The organism is Methanococcus maripaludis, assembly GCF_013760955.1.
Classification (GTDB): domain Archaea; phylum AGJL01; class Methanococci; order Methanococcales; family Methanococcaceae; genus Methanococcus; species Methanococcus maripaludis_A.
On sequence record NZ_JACDUL010000003.1, the window covers coordinates 390816 to 407746 of the forward strand.

A 16931-nucleotide genomic window follows, 5' to 3' on the forward strand; every position below is an offset into this window, starting at 1 on the left:
AAGGTTAATGGTGCGATATAGTGATTTGGTTGGTGCGTTTCGGAAGGAACCGGAATTCCTTTTCCGATAATAATACATGAGTTATCCTGATATATAAAGATAATTTAAATCTAAAAATTTAAATCTTTTTTAATCCAAATAGTCCGATAAAGGGATATATTTTGCAAATAAAAGAAGAATCTAAGGAGTTTAAAAAATTAAAAAAAGAAATTTATTCTCTTACAACCATTGTACCTACACCATCTTCGGTAAAAATTTCCAGAAGAACTGCGTGAGGTGTTTTTCCATTCACAATGTGCACACTTTGGACCCCTTTGTCAAGTGCATTGATGCATGCTTCGATTTTTGGGATCATTCCACCAGTAATCAGTCCTCTTTCAATCATACCTTCGATTTGCGAAATTGTTAATTTCCTGTGAAGGGTGGATGGATCTTTTATATCGTCCATTATTCCATCAACGTCTGTGACCATTATTAGCTTTTCAGCGTTCATTGCACCGGCAATATCTCCTGCAGCAATGTCTGCGTTTAAATTTAAATCATTTCCTTGGTGATCAACACCGATCGGGGAAATTACTGGGATATACCGTTTTTCAACTAATATATCTATTAACTTAGTGTCTACGTGTTCAACTTCCCCAACCATTCCAAGATCTACTTCGATTTTTTGACTGTCTTTCATTAAATACTGGATTTTTTTCTTTGCTTTGATCAGTTGACCTGATTTTCCAGATAAACCAACAGCTTTTCCACCATATAATTCTAATTTTGATACGATATCGCCGTTTATCTTACCTATAAGTACCATTTTAACAATTTCGAGTGTTTCTTCGTCAGTTACACGAAGCCCATGTATAAATTCTGGAGTTTTTCCCATTTTTTCCATCGCTCGATTGATTTCTGGGCCCCCGCCGTGTACTACTATCGGGTTTATGCCGACATATTTCAAAAGTACGAGGTCTTTTGCGATCCAGTTCTTTGCCTGCTCGTTTACCATGGCATGGCCGCCATACTTAATTAAAACCTTCTGATCGTGGAATTTACAGATGTAAGGCAGGGCTTCTATTAAAATTTCAGCTTTTGTGTATTCTTCCATGTATACCCGCTCACCAAAATATTTAAATATTGTTTTTTCATATTCTATATGATTTAATATTTATACATTTTTTAATCCATGCGGAGGTGCAGATTATGGAAGAAGAAAGAATATATACAATTCCTTTGAGAGACGTAACAAACAAAAGCCCTACAACAAAAAGAGCTCCAAGAGCTATACGGGCAATTAGGGAGTTCTTAAAGAAACACATGAAGTCAGACATTATAAAACTTGACAATTCGATCAATGAAAAAGTATGGGAAAGAAGTTTAAACAAAATCCCTGCTAAAGTTAGAGTTAAAGTTGTAAAAGAAGGAGATGTTGTTAAAGCAACATTAGTAGAATAATCTACCTGCTTCTTTCTCTAGAAACACTGTGGTACTATGATAATGAAAACATATTTTTCTGGAGTGTCCACACTAGGAGTACATTCACTCGCAACTGAAGACTATGGGTTTTTTCCTCTTTCAGTTGATCAAAAAACGATGGAACGTATGAAAAACGTACTCGACATTCCTGCAACTCAATTAAACATTTCAAACAGCTCTTTAATAGGCTCCTTATGTGTTGGAAACTCCAACGGACTTTTAGTACCTGACATAACGACTGAAAAAGAAGTTGAATTAATTAAAATGTTTTTAAAAGAAAACAGTCTGGATGTTAATTTAGAAAGACTTAAAGCTAAAAACACGGCATTTGGTAACTTAATATTAACTAACAACAAAGGATGCATAATTTCGGAAGAATTATCCAGATTTAGAAAAACTATTGAGGATGTTTTGGACGTAGAATCCGGAGTAGGAAACTATGCTGAACTCCCAACAGTTGGTTCAAATGGAGTTGCAACCGATAAAGGATGCCTGGTTCACCCACTAACTGATGAATTAGAATTAGAATGGATTCAAAACATTTTAAGAGTGGACTACGTTGAAAGGGGCACTGCAAATAGGGGTGTAACTTCAGTTGGCGCGTGCATTCTAGCAAACTCTAAAGGAGCTGTTGTCGGAGGCGACACGTCAGGTCCTGAAATCTTAAAAATTGAAGAAGCTCTAGATTTAATAGATTAATAATTTTTGGTGATATATATGGCAAAAATCATAAGAATTAAAGGAGAAATCCTTGGAAAAGACGAACCAATGGTATTCACAAAAGAATACAACGTTGTAAAAGAAGACGATGCGTTAGAAACCATGTACTCAGAAATGGGTAGCAAACACGCAGTAAAAAGGGCGTACATTAAAATTGTAGAAGTTTCTGAAATCTCAGAAGAAGACGTTCAAAATCCTATTTTGAAAAAAACACTTGAAATGTACTAATTACCTTACTTTTTTTATATATTGTTTTGATTTCAATTGAAACTATTTTATATAATTTAAACAGAATATAGTTTTTACGATAATATTAACTTGTTTTATTCAGGTGATTTTATGTCTGAAGAAAGAATACAGTTTAACGCCAAAAAAGGAAAATGGTACGTTTCTAAAAAAATTAAAATTGATGAAAATACATCCAATGAAGAAATCGCTAGAGTTTTAGCAGCGATTGAAGAAACACTTTCTGTAAAAATAAAAGATTTTTTGCCATTTGATATGGAAAAACTTGCAAAAATTGCAGATGAAATCTACGAAAAGAAAAAAGGAAGAGTTAGCGAAGAAGATATATCTGGAGCATTAGCAAAATTAAAATCTCCAGCAACTACAAAAAAATTGGGAACAATTGATGAAACAAAAGAAGGAAAAGAAATTTTAAAAAGACTTCTTACGGAAATTGTTTTAGAGAGACTTGGAATAACTTCGAAAATCGAAGCTAAAATGATTGAAAAATACATTGAAAAATCAAAGGCAAAATAAACCTTTAAAACTAAAATAAAACTCTTTTTTTGAAATTTAAAAAAAATTTAAAAAAGTTATTTAATTATTGGAATTCTTTAATGATTTTTCCAATTAATTTGATGCTTGTTTCTTTGTTTGGTCCGATTGGGGATCCAGCAACTACTTGTGTTACACCCATTGCTTCTAAGCCTTTAACTTTTTCTACAACTTCTTCAGGTGTACCGTATAATGCAAATCCTTCTAACATTGCTTCGTCAACGTTTCCGAATGCTGCACCGAAGTTTCCTTCTTTTAATCCTGCTCTGATTGCATCAACTTTAGCAGGGTCAATTCCGTGTCTTTCTAAGATCATAGGAGGTGAACCAGCAGCGATGAATGCTACAACTGGGATTGCTGCTTGTTTAGCTTTGTCTGCTTTTTTGTCTACTGACATGCATGCGTATGCTGCAACGTCAATTTCTGACATGCTTCTTCCTGCTGCTTCTGCTCCTTTTTTAATTAAAGGAACTGCTGCTTCGAAGTCTTTTGGGTTTGAAGCGTTAATTAAAACACCGTCAGCAATTGATCCTGCGGTTTCTAACATTTTTGGGCCTTGTGCTCCCATGTAGATTGGAACTTTTCCTGAAGGTTTAACTGCAAGTTGTGCTCCTTCTTCTAATCTTTTTCCAGCCATTAAAGCTTTCATGTCATCGATTGCTTTGATGATTGTTCCTACAGGTTTTGTCCATTCAATACCTAAAGCATCGAATGTTGCTTTGTCTCCAGGGCCGATACCGAATGTAGCTCTACCGCCGGATAATTCGTCTAATGTAGCCATTGCAGATGCTGCGATTGCAGGGCTTCTTACGTATGGGTTTGTAACACCAGGACCTAACTTGATCTTGTTTGTTGCTGCTGCAAGGTTTCCTAAGGTCATGTATACGTTTCTGTTGTTGTAGTGGTCTGTAATCCAGCAGAATTCAAATCCATTGTCTTCTGCCATTTTAACGTAGTATGCTAGTTTGGTTATTGGTTCGTTTGGAACAAATTCGATACCAAATTTCATTCTGCCACCTTCCTATTTCTAGAGTTTTAATATAACAAGTATAATTACTAATCAGGAATATAATGTACTTTCTATTCTCAATAAATAGAAAATTATATATATATTAAAGAACCTACAGCGAAATTTCGACCAATTAATAAACGTATTATCCAGATTAACGTAGTAATTAGCTATACTCAATTTTATATACGAAAACGCCTAAGTGGAACTTAGAAATTATCCGGTGATATAATGGATTTAACATCCTTTAAGGAAAAACAAATCTCAAAAAAAGAATGCCTTGAGTTGTTTGAAAATACTGAAAACTTTTTTGATGTAATAAAACTCGCAGATTCGCTTAGAAAGGATATCGTTGGAGATACGGTTACTTTTGTAAATAACACAAACATAGAAACCACAAACGTGTGCACAATGGGATGTAAATTCTGTGCATTTAGTGTTTCAAAAAACAGCCCTGACTCATTTAAATTAAGTTCTGATGAAATTGCTAAAAAAGCAGTTGTTGCTAAAAAAGCAGGACTTACCGAAGTTACAATTCACGGTGGAATTCACCCTGACGTTGATACGCACTTTCAAGTTGAAACACTAAATAAAGTAAATAGTGAAACTTCAAAACTCGGCGGAATATATGTACACGCATATTCGCCACAGGAAATATTAAATGGTGCAGAAAATGCTGGAATTGATGTAAAAGAAGCCATAAAAATGTTAAGTGAAGCAGGTTTAAGATCAATTCCTGGAACTGCTGCTGAGATACTTGATGACGATGTGAGGTCCGATATATGTCCATTAAAAATGCCTGTTAAAAAATGGATAGATATCATAAAAACTGCACACAAAACTGGAATTACAACAACTTCCACAATAATCTACGGCCACATTGAAGAGTACAAACATGTCGTTGATCATTTGTCAATTTTAAAAGAAATTCAAGAAGAAACTGGAGGATTTACTGAATTCATTCCACTTTCTTATTTGCATGAAAATACGCCACTCCATAAAGCTGGAAGGGTTAAAGACGGAGCTACTGGACTTTACGAGTTAAAACTCTACGCAGTTTCGAGAATTTTATTTAAAGATATTATAAAAAACATTCAGGCCCCAAGAGTAAAAATTGGAACTAAGTTGAGCCAGTTAATTTTAAAATCCGGTGCAAACGACCTTGGTGGAACTTTAGTGGAAGATAAAGTTTCAAAAGCTGCAGGAAGTATCTACGAAGACGCGAGCGTAGATTTAATGAGAAACGCCATTACGAGCATTGGAAGAATCCCAAAAGAAAGAACTACCCTTTACGAAATAATTGAATAAATTCCCCTATTTTTCAGTTTTTTAATGATTTATCTTGAACTAATAGTTGATATGATCGAAATATTTAGATATTAAAAAATAGGCATGAAAGATGCTTACAAACCAGTTGGTGATTTAATGGATTTTATATCCTTTAAGGAAAAAGAAATCTCAAAAAAAGAATGCCTTGAGTTGTTTGAAAATACTGAAAACTTTTTTGATGTAATAAAACTCGCAGATTCGCTTAGAAAGGATATCGTTGGAGATGCGGTTACTTACGTCGTCAATGCAAACATTAATTTTACAAACATCTGCACTGGAACATGCGGATTCTGTGCATATAAAGCAGAACACGGTGATCCGCATGCGTTTTTTTTAAATCCTGATGAAGTTGCTAAAAAAGCCCTTGAAGCAAGAAAAATCGGTGCTACTGAAGTATGTATTCAAGGAGGGCTTTTAAAAGAAATCGATACCTATTTTCAGGCCGAAATCCTAAAAAAAGTTAAAGAAATTACGGCACCGTATGGAAAAATAGATGTGCATGCATTTTCCCCGATGGAAGTTAAATCTGCCGCAGAAAATGCGGGATTAAATGTAAAAGAAGCATTAAAAATTTTAAAAGAAAGTGGATTGAACAGTATGCCTGGAACTGCTGCTGAAATCCTAAACGATGAAATAAGGTCTGAAATTTGCCCTACAAAATTAAAAACTTCCGAATGGATCGATGTTGTATCAAATGCCCATAAAACGGGAATTAAAACAACGTGTACAATGATGTACGGCCATGTCGAAGAAAATGATCATCTTGCAGAACATTTATCAATTTTAAGAAATATTCAGAAGGAAACTGGCGGTTTTACAGAATTTGTGCCATTAACCTTTTTGCATGAAAACGCACCACTTTATCATACAGAACGGGTAAAAAGCGGAGCTTCGGGAATGCTCGACTTAAAAGTTTACGCAATTTCGAGAATTTTCTTTAAAGACAGTATTAAAAATATACAGACGTCATGGGTAAAACTTGGAACAAAATTAAGTCAGGTTTCACTAAATTGCGGTGCAAACGATATCGGTGGAACACTAATGGAAGAAAACATCTCAAAATCTGCTGGCGGAAGTTATGGAACTTACATGAGCGAAGAACAATTAAAAGACATGGTTTTAGCAGTTGGAAGGATTCCAAAACAAAGAAACACGGCTTATGAAATTATAGAATAGATAAGATATACCTGATTTATTTATTTTTTTAACCTAAACTTACTTATTCTTTAAAACATTATTTTAAACTGTTTTAAAATCTTGAAAAATATTTAACCGTGAAAATATGGAAATAAAAAGAAGATACATGCTGAAAAAGAAAGAATTAAAGGAATTAAAAGACGAACTAGGAAATATTTTTGACGTTGAAAAAATAATTCCAAAAAAAGCTGTCGTTGAAAAAGCTGTGACTGAAGAAGGCGAAATAATCCTTTTAGACGGAACTCCTCTTGCAATGGTAAATAATGGAAGGATATTCCCAACATTGAAATTCCTCCTAAATATGGATATTGAAAACAATAGGGTTACTGTCGACATGGGCGCCGTAAAATTCATTGCAAACGGTGCAGACATCATGGCTCCAGGAATCGTTGAAGCTGACGAAAATATAAAAGAAGGAGACATTGTTTTTGTAGTTGATATAACCCACAAAAAGCCACTATCTGTTGGAGAAGCTTTGATGGATGGAAAAACAATGGTTGAAGAAAAAAAAGGAAAAGCAATTAAAACCATTCATTTTATTGGCGATGAAATCTGGAAAATGTAAACAATAGATTATTATGATAGAAATCATTGAAATAAACGGAATAAAGATAAAAACACACCCTAAAGTATATGTTCCTGCAGAAGATAGTGAACTTTTAATCGAAAATTTAGTTGATGTAAAGAATAAATCCGTTTTAGATGTTGGAACTGGAAGCGGAATTCAAGCAATAAATGCTGTAAAACAGGGTGCTGTAAAAGTCATCGGAATCGACATAAACCCTTATGCAGTGGATTGTGCAAAAATTAACTCAGAATTAAACGAAATTAATCCAGAAAAACTATCCTTTAAAACTAGCGACCTCTTCAAAAATATTGATGAAAAATTTGATGTAATTTTATTCAATGCACCATACCTTCCAACATCGGATGAAGAAAAATTGGAAAAATACTTAAATTACGCATTTGATGGTGGAACAGACGGAAGAGAGGTATTGGATAAATTTTTAGATGAAGTAACTAATTATTTAAATGAAAATGGAACCGTTCAAATACTTCAGTCATCCCTTACAAATGGCGATAAAACCATTGCAAAAATGGAAAAGTTAGGGTTTGTTGCTAAACAGACTGGGTCTTTAAAATTTTTATTTGAAGAATTACAGGTAATTACAGGGTGGAAAAAATGAAAGCTTCTGAAATTATTGAAATTATTGAAAAATTTGCTCCAAAGGAACTTGCAATACCTGGAGACAATATCGGACTTCAAGTTGGATTGGATCTAGAAAAAGAAGTTAAGAATTTAGGAATTGCACTTGACCCCTCCCTAGAAGTTATAGAAAAAGCAAAATCTAAAGATATAGATTTTTTATTTACTCACCACCCGATTTTAAAAGATCCAATAAAAAATTTCACCGGTGCGATGTATAAAAAGCTGAAAATATTAACTGAAAAGGATATTCCACTATACAGTGCACATACAAACCTTGATATCTGTAAAAACGGACTTAATGATTGTTTGGTAGAATTATATGGTTTAAAAGATGTTAAAAATTTATATGAGAATGGACTTGGAAGAATTGGAACTTTTGATGGAACTTTTGAAGATATTCTAAAAATTACAAAAGAAAATATATTTACAGTTCCAGAAACCGTTGTTCCTAAAAGCATATACGATAAAAAACAGTTGAAAGTGGCAATTCTCTCAGGATACGGGCTTTCACAGGATTCTATTAGATACGTGTCTAACCTTGCAGATGTTTATATATCTGGAGATTTAACCCACCATTCAAAAATAATTGTTGAAGAGCTCGGGCTTACAGTTATCGATGGAACACATTATGGAACCGAAGTTTATGGGTTGAAATCGTTTTTAAAGTATTTAGAAAAGAACACCAATTGTAAAATCATATCTTTGGATTTTTAAATATATTTAAACTCTTTTTTGCGGATTTTCTACTTAAATTAAATCATAAAATTATTATAGCAATTAAAAACAATAATATATATGTCACTATTTAATATCACGATTTATAATCATTTTTAACGGTGGGAGTATGGAACTTACGATAGTTCAGAAAGAAATACTTCAGGAATTGATCTCGATATATCGAGAAAAAAATAAAGCTGTGAAAGGAACAGAGATTGCAGTTCGATTAAGTAGAAATCCTGGAACAATTAGAAACCAGATGCAGGCATTGAGAGCGTTGAATCTTGTTGATGGAGTTCCTGGACCAAAAGGAGGATACATTCCAACAAGTTTAACATATCGTTCACTAGGACTTGAAACAGAAGAAGAAATTACAGTTCCAATCTACAAACGAGAAGACCTCGTTGAAGGAGTAAGTGTTACAAAAATCGTATTTGATACAGTAACAAGGGAAAAATCATGTTCTTCAAAAATATACGTTAATGGGGACACTAGAAAATTTTCAGAAGGGGACGTTGTAAAAGTTGGACCGACACATCACAACAAAATTGTTATTTTGGGAAGGATCGTTGGAAGAGACGACATCAACCATATCTTGTTAATGGATGTGATAAGTGTTGCTAGCGTTCCGGGGATTTCTGTAGGGGACGTTGGAATAAAAAAAGAATTAATATACATTACGCCTGAAAAAACTATTCGAGATGCTGCAAAGCTACTTTTTGATGCAAATATAAGTGGAATTCCAGTAATGGATGGAAAAAAACTTCTTGGAGTATTGAGTCTGCATGATGTTGCAGAAGCAGTTGCAAAAGGTCTTGAAAATGAAAATGTGACGAAATTAATGGCTGAAAAAATATATACTGTTTCAAAAAACGAAAAAATATATGATGCATTGATTTTAATGGAAAAACATAACGTTGGAAGGTTAATTATATTAGATAACGAAGAATATGCAATAGGCATTCTTACAAGAACTGATATTTTGAATCTAATTGAAGGAACAATCTTTCCAAAAATTCTTAAAAAGTATTTGAAATAAATTATTTCATTCTTTTCTTGAATTCTTCACTCAATTCTTCATACGTAATTCCTGATTTTGCAAGCAATACCATTGTGTGGAATATTAAATCTGCACTTTCGTAAATTATTTCTGCTTTATCGTCATCTTTTGCTGCAATGATAACTTCTGCGGCTTCTTCACCGATTTTTTCGCAGATTTTATTTACTGCTGTTTTTTTATCGTCGGTTGTTAATTTAACGACGTATGAGCCTTCGGGCTTTTCTTGAATTCTTTTCTCGATTGTAGAATAAACTTCTTTTAAAACATTCATAAAATCACTAAAAAAAGATTTATAAGTTTAATTTTAAATTATTGGATTTCTTTAAGTCTTTTTACCATTTTGACAGCTGCTTCAACTGCACTCTTACCGTAATCGATTCTGTCTTCAGCCTGCATTCTTGTCATTCCCGGGCCTGCAATTCCAAGAGCAACTGGTTTTCCAAACTCCAACGATAAGTCTGCAATTTTTCTTGCTGCATTTTGAACCACAATTTCGTCGTGTTCAGTATCTCCTTCGATAACACATCCAATTGTAACAACTGCATCGATGTCATCTTTTTGGAGGAGTGTTTTGATTGCAAGAGGCATGTCAAATGATCCAGGAACCATTATTTTGCATGAAACATCTGCACCTAAAAATGCAGCGTGTTCTTCTGCCAATTTTTCCATCATAAATGTTAAATCCCTGTTAAATTCTGCGATAACAAATCCTAATTTGACCATTTTTTCACCCGATTAATTTACAACATTAGTCACATTGATTTTTAAACATTATAAGTTTTTTGATAATTCAAGATACCTTTTTGCATTCTCCCTTATTGATTCCACTTCTTCATCAGTTAAAGTTCTCACAACTTTTCCAGGAACCCCTAAAACAAGGCTGTTTGGTGGAATTTCTTTATTTTGTGATACTAAAGCGTTTGCCCCAATTATTGAGTTTTTACCGACTTTTGCGCCGTTTAATACGGTTGAATTCATTCCAACAATTACATTGTCCTCGATCGTGCAACCGTGAACTACTGCAGCGTGCCCCACGGAAACTCCTTCTCCGATATAAACCGGATGACCTACAGAACCGTGAACGACACAGTTATCTTGTACGTTTGAATTATCTTTAATCGTTATTTTGCTAATATCTGCCCTTAATACGGCCCCGTACCAGATATTTACATTTTCACCGAGTTCAACGTCCCCTATAATCGAGGCATTTTTCGCAATTTTTACACTTTTTACCATTAAATCACCATTACTAAAAATATTAAAAATTACCTTATTTTATAGACTTTATCCCATTCTCGCTCGAATTCATCCATGAAAATCAGAGTTTTATCGACTTCTATTGCGCAAATCTGCTGAAAACTAATCACTGCAAAGTTTCTCTTGTCTTCGTTAAATAATAACGTACCAGTACCTTTTCCAGTTTCTAAATATTTAATATACTTATTTTTAAGTTTTACTACAGCTTCAAAGTCGTATTCTCCTTCAACGATACTTCCAGGGTAGTGTATCCGGATATATAGAGTTGGTCTTTTTTTCAAAAGGGCACCTCCCAAACTACTGTCAATTTTATATACCAATCATAATTATTTAAAGTTATGATTGGATTTAGAATGACTTCGAAAAACAAGTACAGCATCTCAAAATTATATCCTTTGGTAGGCGGGAGTTTATTCAAAGAATTTAGTGAAATAATTGAAAATTTAGATTCTTTAGAGATATTGATATATTCATTTATGAGCATGCAAGAAAAAGAAGTTTTAAACGAAATAAACGAATTAAAAAAACTTAAAAAAGATGTTATTTTAATTGCCGGGGGACCTCATCCATCAGGATGCCCGGAAGATACATTAAACATGGGGTTTGATCACATTATAATTGGTGAAGGGGAAATTTCACTGCCGAACCTTATAAATTCTATAAAATCAGGAAAAAGCCTTGAAAAAATAATTAAGGGAATACCTATTGAAAATTTTGATAATTATGAAAAAATATGGCCTCTTGCACCTATAGAAATTACTAGAGGATGCCCATACAACTGCAGATTCTGCCAAACTCCCCAAATATTTGGAAAAAATATAAGGCACAGGAGTATTGAAAGTATCGTAAAAATTGTAAAAACCATGGGGGATATCCGGTTTGTAACTCCAAATGCATTTTCATACGGGTCAAAAACAGGTACAAAACCCGATATAGAAAAGCTTGAAAAACTGATGAAAAGTCTATTTGAAATTAAAAAAAGGCTTTTTTTCGGAACTTTTCCATCAGAAGTGCGACCTGAATTTGTAACTTTTGAAACACTCGATTTAGTGAATAAATACTGTGATAATAGATATATTCATTTTGGAGCTCAGAGTGGAAGTGATGAAGTTTTAAAAAACATTAGAAGGGGACACTTGGTTTCAGATGTTATTAATGCGGTTGAAACCTCTAAAGACTGCGATTTAATTCCAAAAGTTGATTTTATATTTGGTTTTCCAAATGAAACAGAAAACCAGAGGAAAGAAACTATTGATTTGATGAAATACATCATAAAAAAGAATGGAAAAGTTCATGCACATTATTTCATGTCACTTTGCGGAACTTACTTTGAAAATAGTACTCCAGAACCTCTTGAAAAGGAAATTTTGGATACTTTGGGAAAAATGGCAAAAAAAGGACAGATAACTGGTTCCTGGGGATACCAATACTCAAAAAATTCAGAATAAAAAATTATTCTTCAAGCATGTAGAATACATAATTTGCTCTTTCTGAAGGGATTTCATTCATAAATATGACCGTTCCACTTACTGGGGAATTAACGTACCTCAAATCTCCTTTTTTACTTTTGAGTGTTGCGAGTCGATACCCTTTTAAAACCCGAAAACCGAAATCCATTATTGGATAAACTTCGTAACCTTCTGCAACTACGGAAATAAGTTCGGTTCCTGTTTTGAGATAAGTAACTGTGTGTTTGTCAGGATATTGAATTAAAACATCTTTTTTTAACTTATTTAAACTTAAATATTTTACTAAATCATCATAAATAACCGTATAAAGAAGCTTGCCGTTTCCAGAATATTCTTCATTTTCTTCTAAGAAAATTATTATTTTCCCATTATTTTCGATTGCAACACGTTCGCCGTCGTTTAATTCTCCTTCAACGTAAATTTTAGGAATTTTCATTAAAACACCTTTAAATTTTAAAAAAAGTTAAAATATGCAGTTAAAAGTAATTAGTGAATTCTTTCAATGATAAAATCAGCGATAGTTTCGAGATTCTTTCTTTTTTCCGCATCAAATATTTTTAAGTAGTGTTTAGCTTCTTCAGTTGCTTTTTTCATTGTGTTTTTTGCGTATTCGATAGAATCTGCTAAAATTTCAATTGCTTCGGAAACTTCTTCAGGAGTTGCGTTGTTATTTCCTAAAATCTGCAATAATCTTTCTTTTTTATCTTCTGAAAGGTTTTCCATTGCGTAAATTATCATCATTGTCTTTTTACCTTCAACAATATCGCTTCCAACAGGTTTTCCGATTGTTTTTTGATCCCCGATTAAATCTAAAACATCATCTTGAATCTGGAAAGTCATTCCAATCCTTTTTGCATAATTACAGAGCGCATTCCTTTCTTCAGGAGTACATTCTGCCATGATTGCTCCAATTTCTACAGGAGCCACAATTAAAGCTCCTGTTTTTTTGGAAATCATGTCAAAATACTCGTCTAAAGTAGGGAACCTTTCTTCAAACTCCATGTCATCAGTCTGCCCTTCGCAGACTTCAACACATGCCTTTGAAAGTACCTTTAAAACTTCGTGAGCTTTTTTGCTATCTCCGATATTTGAAAGGGCTTCGAATGCTTTTGCATATAATAAATCCCCGGCTAAAATTGCGATTGGTTCACCATAAATAGTGTGAACTGTAGGCATTCCTCTTCTCTGGTCATCGTTATCCATTATATCATCATGAACTAACGTATAATTATGAATTAATTCAACAGAAAGTGCTGGTGCCATTATTTCGTTAATATCGTCTTTTTTCAAGAGATATGTTATAATTGAAAGATAAGGCCTTACTCTTTTACCGCCTGCAAGTAAAAGGTGTTTTGAAGCACTGTAAAGATTAGTATCTTTTTCCATGTATTTTTTGAGTTCAGAATCGATTTTTGACAATATTTCCCTATCAAACACCATTATAGCACCTCAATTAAATTACTCTTTCAAATTTCAAACTTTGACCGTTTCTGAGTAAGTGTACATCTTCACCGAGTCTGAATCCTTCTTCTTCAGCCAATTTAGCATATGCTGACGTTAAATTAAAATCACCGTGAGCAGGTATCAAATGTTCTGGTTGTAACCATCTTAAAATGTCCCTGTGGTCTTCTTTTGCCGCGTGTCCAGATACGTGAGCCCCCTTAAATAGCCTAACTCCTGCTAATTTTAACCTTGCCTCCAATAAATACCTTTGTGCCGCATTCATTGGGTTTGGAATAACGTCTGCAGAAAATACAACCTGATCGTATTTTTCAAATCTAAATGCTGTTTTATTAGTTGCCATTCTTGATAAAACCGCACCTTCTTCACCCTGGTGTCCTGTAACGACCATGAGGTAGTTTTCTTTTCCATCTTTCATTATCTGGTGGAAAGTTTTGTCTATTGATGAAGGGTCCCAGCAGATTTTTGTTTCTTTTGGGAATTTAACTAAACCGATGTCTTCTGCAATTCCACAGTATTTTGCCATTGATCTTCCAACAAGTACTGGAATTCTACCCATTTTTGATGCAATATCGGTAATTGACTTGATTCTTGCAATGTGTGATGAAAATGTGGTAACTACTACTGCATTGTCTTCATTATCCGTTCCAAGAAGGTCGTTTTTCAAAAGATTTGCGGCAACTCCCTCTGATGCTGTTTTTCCTTCAAAATCGACTCTAGTACTTTCAGAAACCATTGCAATTACGCCCTGTTTTCCAATTCTTTTTAATGCCTTGTAATCTGGTTTTTCACCAACTACTGGGAAATTATCAAATTTAAAGTCGTTTCCATAAACTACTGCACCGTATGGGGTGTGAAGTACTGCCATTGCAGAGTCTGGAATACTGTGTGTGATTTTTACAAATTCTAAAGTAATATTTGCTGTTAAATCTAATTTATTTCCATTTTCTAAAGTAATTAATGGATTTCTAACGTCAAATTTCTTTTCACTTAAAATTTCCCTTTTTACAAGCTCTAAAGTGTATGGAGTTCCGATAATTGGGGCATTGTACCTGTGCGCAAGTTTCGTAATTGCTCCGATGTGGTCGAGGTGCCCGTGCGTTAAAACAATTGCCTTGACCTCTCCTTCGATATTTTTCATTACTGTGTCATCAGGAATTACGCCCATCTCAATTAAGTTTAAACTGTGCATTTTTGAGATATCTGTATCCTCGTGAATCATTATCCTGTCGAGTCTTACACCCATATCGAAAATTATGATCTCGCCGTCGATATTTACGGCAGTCATATTTCTTCCGACTTCTTCGTATCCACCTATTGCGACTACTTCTAATTGCAAATTATCACGTCCTTTTTTTAAATACCTGAATAAATAAGATTGAAAAAATTCCGATGGATAATATTTAAATTATTAAATCTGATCCTTCCAATTCTTTAAATCGCCTTTTAAAACATATCTGGCAGATTTTAGTTCGTTTAGATTACTACTACCTGTTAAAAACATTGTAGTCTTTAATTCTTTAATCATTCTTTCAAGCACAGCTGTAACAGCTTCTGAAGACTTTAAGGCTGCTTTTAAAATTGGCAAAGCAGTTCCACAGCAGTTTGCACCGATTGTAATTGATTTTGCGATATCGATTCCAGTCCTTATTCCGCCTGTTGCAATTATGGGTCCTGAAAAGACTGAGTTTACTTCCAGAATTGATGCTGCAGTTGGAATTCCCCAGTTAAAATACTGGTTTGAAAAATTCTTCTGCTCTTCATCTTTTATCCTGTAAAGCTCTACAGCAGCCCATGAAGTTCCGCCACTTCCGCCAATATCTATCGCATCAAAGCCTATTTCTTTTAAAAAAATGGCGTCTTTTTTTGAAAATCCTTCGCCAACCTGTTTTGCGATAAATGGGATTTTTCCATGTATTTTATTGTACTTTGAAATTATTTCTTTTAAAATATTAAGTCCTTTGAAGTTTACATCGCCTTCTGGCTGTATTGCTTCTTGTAGTGGATTGAAATGAATTGCCATTGCATCTGCATCAATCATTTCTACAGACTTTGAAATAATTTCTTCGTCCCATGAATCTTCCACAAAGTTAACTGCCCCGAGATTTCCTATTATTAATGAGGAAGTGTGATCCCGCACAACAGAATAGGTGTCTTCAAGGTAGCTTTTTGATATAGCTGCCCGTTGTGAGCCTACACCCATACCCAAATTTAGTTCCTCGACAGCAATAGCAATATTTTTATTGACTTCCTTTGCTTTGGGATGTCCACCAGTTATTGCTGCCACAATTAACGGAGCATTTAATTTTTTTCCAAAAATTTCGATAGATGTATCGATATCGTCTAAATCGCAGTTTGATATACCGCTGTGAATTAATTCAACGTCCTCAAGAAGGGTTCCTTTTTTATACTCCACATCACAGTGGTCGCATACAATAAGGTGTTCCAACTTTCTATATTCAATGCTATTATTATTCACGAATAACCACCTATATATTATTATCTAAAGTCCGAAAAATTACAGTTATTAAAACAAGGTAAGTAAATAATAAAAAGCTTTTCCAGATGTAAAAAATAAAAAAAGAATCTCGAATTTTTACTTTGTTTTTTAATAGATTTAAATTTTGCCTGTTTTTAAAGTTTGGTGTAAAAAAATTGTTAAAAAAACATATCTTATGTCGCACTAAATTTATCTTATTTATTAAATACTTTTGGGTTATTTATGATTCCTATTGCTAAAATGCTAGGGCTTTTGTACATGGTATATAAATCTATCGATAATTTCATTATATATACCGTTTTCAGTTCCATTTTGTTCTTAGAATTGCAATCCTATTTCGTAAATCATATATATACTTTTCGAAATATATAAATAGTATCGTGCGGAAACTATATATGAATCGATTTTATTGTTGAATATTCATAATTTTCAATATACTCTAATCATTCGATTTGGGGGAATTTCGTTGGAAAAAATAAAAATACTGCACAGAACTCCAAAAGGAAAAATAATTGGGCGTGTTAAAAAACAGCCCCGTTTTAATTCACTTGTTGGAATAAAAATTAAAGATAGAATTAAAAAGATCGGTAAAATTTACGATGTATTTGGACCTGTTGAAGAGCCTTACATAAAAATAATCCCCTACAGTGAAGAGGATGCAGAAAAAACCCTTGAATCCGATTATGTTTTTGTTATGAATGAACAACCTAGAAAACAATCTCAAACCCGTAAAAAAGGAAAAAGATAACTTTAAGACG

The 16931-nt window shown here is 33.7% G+C and carries 22 protein-coding genes; 12 read left to right on the forward strand and 10 right to left on the reverse strand.

Going from position 1 to position 16931, the window contains the following annotated elements:
• Positions 1-211 precede the first annotated feature (211 nt).
• Positions 212-1096, reverse strand: coding sequence for an acetylglutamate kinase (gene argB, locus HNP90_RS07395; protein ID WP_011977439.1), 885 nt, complete (start codon positions 1094-1096; stop codon positions 212-214).
• A gap of 95 nt (positions 1097-1191) precedes the next feature.
• Between argB and HNP90_RS07400 the strand changes: the two genes are divergently transcribed.
• The 4 genes from HNP90_RS07400 (at position 1192) to HNP90_RS07415 (ending at position 2946) form a co-directional block, all read left to right on the forward strand.
• The gene (locus HNP90_RS07400) at positions 1192-1443 is read left to right on the forward strand and encodes a 50S ribosomal protein L31e (protein ID WP_011977438.1); all 252 of its coding nucleotides are present in this window, start codon (positions 1192-1194) and stop codon (positions 1441-1443) included.
• Between the two features lie 36 nt (positions 1444-1479).
• Positions 1480-2163 (forward strand): translation initiation factor IF-6, encoded by a 684-nt coding sequence (locus HNP90_RS07405; RefSeq protein WP_011977437.1) that lies wholly within the window; start codon positions 1480-1482, stop codon positions 2161-2163.
• Between the two features lie 18 nt (positions 2164-2181).
• On the forward strand, positions 2182-2412 hold the full coding sequence (gene rpl18a, locus HNP90_RS07410; RefSeq protein WP_011977436.1) for a 50S ribosomal protein L18Ae: 231 nt from the start codon (positions 2182-2184) through the stop codon (positions 2410-2412).
• Positions 2413-2523: 111 nt separating this feature from the next.
• Positions 2524-2946: a DUF2666 domain-containing protein gene (locus tag HNP90_RS07415; RefSeq protein WP_011977435.1), complete on the forward strand. Its 423-nt coding sequence runs from the start codon at positions 2524-2526 to the stop codon at positions 2944-2946.
• A gap of 64 nt (positions 2947-3010) precedes the next feature.
• Here HNP90_RS07415 and mer read toward each other — a convergent pair whose 3' ends face one another.
• Positions 3011-3973: a 5,10-methylenetetrahydromethanopterin reductase gene (gene mer, locus HNP90_RS07420; RefSeq protein WP_011977434.1), complete on the reverse strand. Its 963-nt coding sequence runs from the start codon at positions 3971-3973 to the stop codon at positions 3011-3013.
• A 231-nt stretch (positions 3974-4204) separates the two neighbouring features.
• Here mer and cofH (HNP90_RS07425) point away from each other — a divergent pair, with 231 nt between their 5' ends.
• The 6 genes from cofH (HNP90_RS07425) (at position 4205) to HNP90_RS07450 (ending at position 9465) form a co-directional block, all read left to right on the forward strand.
• A complete protein-coding gene (gene cofH / locus HNP90_RS07425; RefSeq protein ID WP_011977433.1) occupies positions 4205-5281 on the forward strand; it encodes a 5-amino-6-(D-ribitylamino)uracil--L-tyrosine 4-hydroxyphenyl transferase CofH in 1077 nt (358 codons plus the stop codon).
• Between the two features lie 117 nt (positions 5282-5398).
• Entirely contained in the window at positions 5399-6478 is a 1080-nt protein-coding gene (gene cofH, locus HNP90_RS07430; protein ID WP_048060430.1) for a 5-amino-6-(D-ribitylamino)uracil--L-tyrosine 4-hydroxyphenyl transferase CofH, read from the forward strand.
• Between the two features lie 106 nt (positions 6479-6584).
• Positions 6585-7064, forward strand: coding sequence for an RNA-binding protein (locus HNP90_RS07435; protein WP_011977431.1), 480 nt, complete (start codon positions 6585-6587; stop codon positions 7062-7064).
• Positions 7065-7077: 13 nt separating this feature from the next.
• Entirely contained in the window at positions 7078-7686 is a 609-nt protein-coding gene (locus HNP90_RS07440; protein ID WP_011977430.1) for a HemK2/MTQ2 family protein methyltransferase, read from the forward strand.
• Complete coding sequence (locus HNP90_RS07445) at positions 7683-8423, forward strand: Nif3-like dinuclear metal center hexameric protein (protein ID WP_011977429.1); 741 nt, start codon at positions 7683-7685, stop codon at positions 8421-8423. The genes HNP90_RS07440 and HNP90_RS07445 overlap by 4 nt, the downstream gene beginning before the upstream one ends.
• A gap of 130 nt (positions 8424-8553) precedes the next feature.
• Positions 8554-9465, forward strand: coding sequence for a CBS domain-containing protein (locus tag HNP90_RS07450; protein WP_011977428.1), 912 nt, complete (start codon positions 8554-8556; stop codon positions 9463-9465).
• A 1-nt stretch (position 9466) separates the two neighbouring features.
• Here the strand turns inward: HNP90_RS07450 and hisE are convergent, their stop codons facing one another.
• Genes hisE through HNP90_RS07470 form a run of 4 tightly spaced genes read right to left on the reverse strand, consistent with a single transcriptional unit; the run spans position 9467 to position 11024 of the window.
• Positions 9467-9757 (reverse strand): phosphoribosyl-ATP diphosphatase, encoded by a 291-nt coding sequence (gene hisE / locus HNP90_RS07455; RefSeq protein ID WP_011977427.1) that lies wholly within the window; start codon positions 9755-9757, stop codon positions 9467-9469.
• 38 nt (positions 9758-9795) lie between these two features.
• Positions 9796-10209 (reverse strand): 6,7-dimethyl-8-ribityllumazine synthase, encoded by a 414-nt coding sequence (ribH, locus tag HNP90_RS07460; RefSeq protein WP_011977426.1) that lies wholly within the window; start codon positions 10207-10209, stop codon positions 9796-9798.
• A gap of 48 nt (positions 10210-10257) precedes the next feature.
• Positions 10258-10722: a gamma carbonic anhydrase family protein gene (locus HNP90_RS07465; protein ID WP_011977425.1), complete on the reverse strand. Its 465-nt coding sequence runs from the start codon at positions 10720-10722 to the stop codon at positions 10258-10260.
• A 29-nt stretch (positions 10723-10751) separates the two neighbouring features.
• Complete coding sequence (locus HNP90_RS07470; protein ID WP_011977424.1) at positions 10752-11024, reverse strand: hypothetical protein; 273 nt, start codon at positions 11022-11024, stop codon at positions 10752-10754.
• A 57-nt stretch (positions 11025-11081) separates the two neighbouring features.
• On the opposite strand from HNP90_RS07470, the gene HNP90_RS07475 reads away from it, so the two are divergent.
• Positions 11082-12191, forward strand: a complete 1110-nt coding sequence (locus tag HNP90_RS07475) for a TIGR04013 family B12-binding domain/radical SAM domain-containing protein (protein ID WP_011977423.1) — start codon at positions 11082-11084, stop codon at positions 12189-12191.
• A gap of 4 nt (positions 12192-12195) precedes the next feature.
• On the opposite strand, the gene HNP90_RS07480 is transcribed toward HNP90_RS07475, so the two are convergent.
• From HNP90_RS07480 to fni, 4 genes are all read right to left on the reverse strand, one after another.
• The gene (locus HNP90_RS07480; protein ID WP_011977422.1) at positions 12196-12648 is read right to left on the reverse strand and encodes a DUF2118 family protein; all 453 of its coding nucleotides are present in this window, start codon (positions 12646-12648) and stop codon (positions 12196-12198) included.
• A gap of 50 nt (positions 12649-12698) precedes the next feature.
• Positions 12699-13652: a polyprenyl synthetase family protein gene (locus HNP90_RS07485; protein WP_011977421.1), complete on the reverse strand. Its 954-nt coding sequence runs from the start codon at positions 13650-13652 to the stop codon at positions 12699-12701.
• 13 nt (positions 13653-13665) lie between these two features.
• Entirely contained in the window at positions 13666-15012 is a 1347-nt protein-coding gene (locus HNP90_RS07490) for an RNase J family beta-CASP ribonuclease (RefSeq protein ID WP_011977420.1), read from the reverse strand.
• A 72-nt stretch (positions 15013-15084) separates the two neighbouring features.
• Complete coding sequence (gene fni / locus HNP90_RS07495; RefSeq protein ID WP_011977419.1) at positions 15085-16152, reverse strand: type 2 isopentenyl-diphosphate Delta-isomerase; 1068 nt, start codon at positions 16150-16152, stop codon at positions 15085-15087.
• Between the two features lie 487 nt (positions 16153-16639).
• On the opposite strand from fni, the gene HNP90_RS07500 reads away from it, so the two are divergent.
• Entirely contained in the window at positions 16640-16921 is a 282-nt protein-coding gene (locus tag HNP90_RS07500; RefSeq protein ID WP_011977418.1) for a Gar1/Naf1 family protein, read from the forward strand.
• Positions 16922-16931: the final 10 nt, after the last annotated feature.

Excerpts from the sequence above, each read along its gene's own strand:
- argB (WP_011977439.1), bottom strand. The coding sequence starts at position 1,096 with ATGGAAGAATACACAAAAGCTGAAATTTTAATAGAAGCCCTGCCTTAC.
- HNP90_RS07400 (WP_011977438.1), top strand. The coding sequence starts at position 1,192 with ATGGAAGAAGAAAGAATATATACAATTCCTTTGAGAGACGTAACAAAC.
- HNP90_RS07405 (WP_011977437.1), top strand. The coding sequence starts at position 1,480 with ATGATAATGAAAACATATTTTTCTGGAGTGTCCACACTAGGAGTACAT.
- rpl18a (WP_011977436.1), top strand. The coding sequence starts at position 2,182 with ATGGCAAAAATCATAAGAATTAAAGGAGAAATCCTTGGAAAAGACGAA.
- HNP90_RS07415 (WP_011977435.1), top strand. The coding sequence starts at position 2,524 with ATGTCTGAAGAAAGAATACAGTTTAACGCCAAAAAAGGAAAATGGTAC.
- mer (WP_011977434.1), bottom strand. The coding sequence starts at position 3,973 with ATGAAATTTGGTATCGAATTTGTTCCAAACGAACCAATAACCAAACTA.
- cofH (WP_011977433.1), top strand. The coding sequence starts at position 4,205 with ATGGATTTAACATCCTTTAAGGAAAAACAAATCTCAAAAAAAGAATGC.
- cofH (WP_048060430.1), top strand. The coding sequence starts at position 5,399 with ATGGATTTTATATCCTTTAAGGAAAAAGAAATCTCAAAAAAAGAATGC.
- HNP90_RS07435 (WP_011977431.1), top strand. The coding sequence starts at position 6,585 with ATGGAAATAAAAAGAAGATACATGCTGAAAAAGAAAGAATTAAAGGAA.
- HNP90_RS07440 (WP_011977430.1), top strand. The coding sequence starts at position 7,078 with ATGATAGAAATCATTGAAATAAACGGAATAAAGATAAAAACACACCCT.
- HNP90_RS07445 (WP_011977429.1), top strand. The coding sequence starts at position 7,683 with ATGAAAGCTTCTGAAATTATTGAAATTATTGAAAAATTTGCTCCAAAG.
- HNP90_RS07450 (WP_011977428.1), top strand. The coding sequence starts at position 8,554 with ATGGAACTTACGATAGTTCAGAAAGAAATACTTCAGGAATTGATCTCG.
- hisE (WP_011977427.1), bottom strand. The coding sequence starts at position 9,757 with ATGAATGTTTTAAAAGAAGTTTATTCTACAATCGAGAAAAGAATTCAA.
- ribH (WP_011977426.1), bottom strand. The coding sequence starts at position 10,209 with ATGGTCAAATTAGGATTTGTTATCGCAGAATTTAACAGGGATTTAACA.
- HNP90_RS07465 (WP_011977425.1), bottom strand. The coding sequence starts at position 10,722 with ATGGTAAAAAGTGTAAAAATTGCGAAAAATGCCTCGATTATAGGGGAC.
- HNP90_RS07475 (WP_011977423.1), top strand. The coding sequence starts at position 11,082 with ATGATTGGATTTAGAATGACTTCGAAAAACAAGTACAGCATCTCAAAA.
- HNP90_RS07480 (WP_011977422.1), bottom strand. The coding sequence starts at position 12,648 with ATGAAAATTCCTAAAATTTACGTTGAAGGAGAATTAAACGACGGCGAA.
- HNP90_RS07485 (WP_011977421.1), bottom strand. The coding sequence starts at position 13,652 with ATGGTGTTTGATAGGGAAATATTGTCAAAAATCGATTCTGAACTCAAA.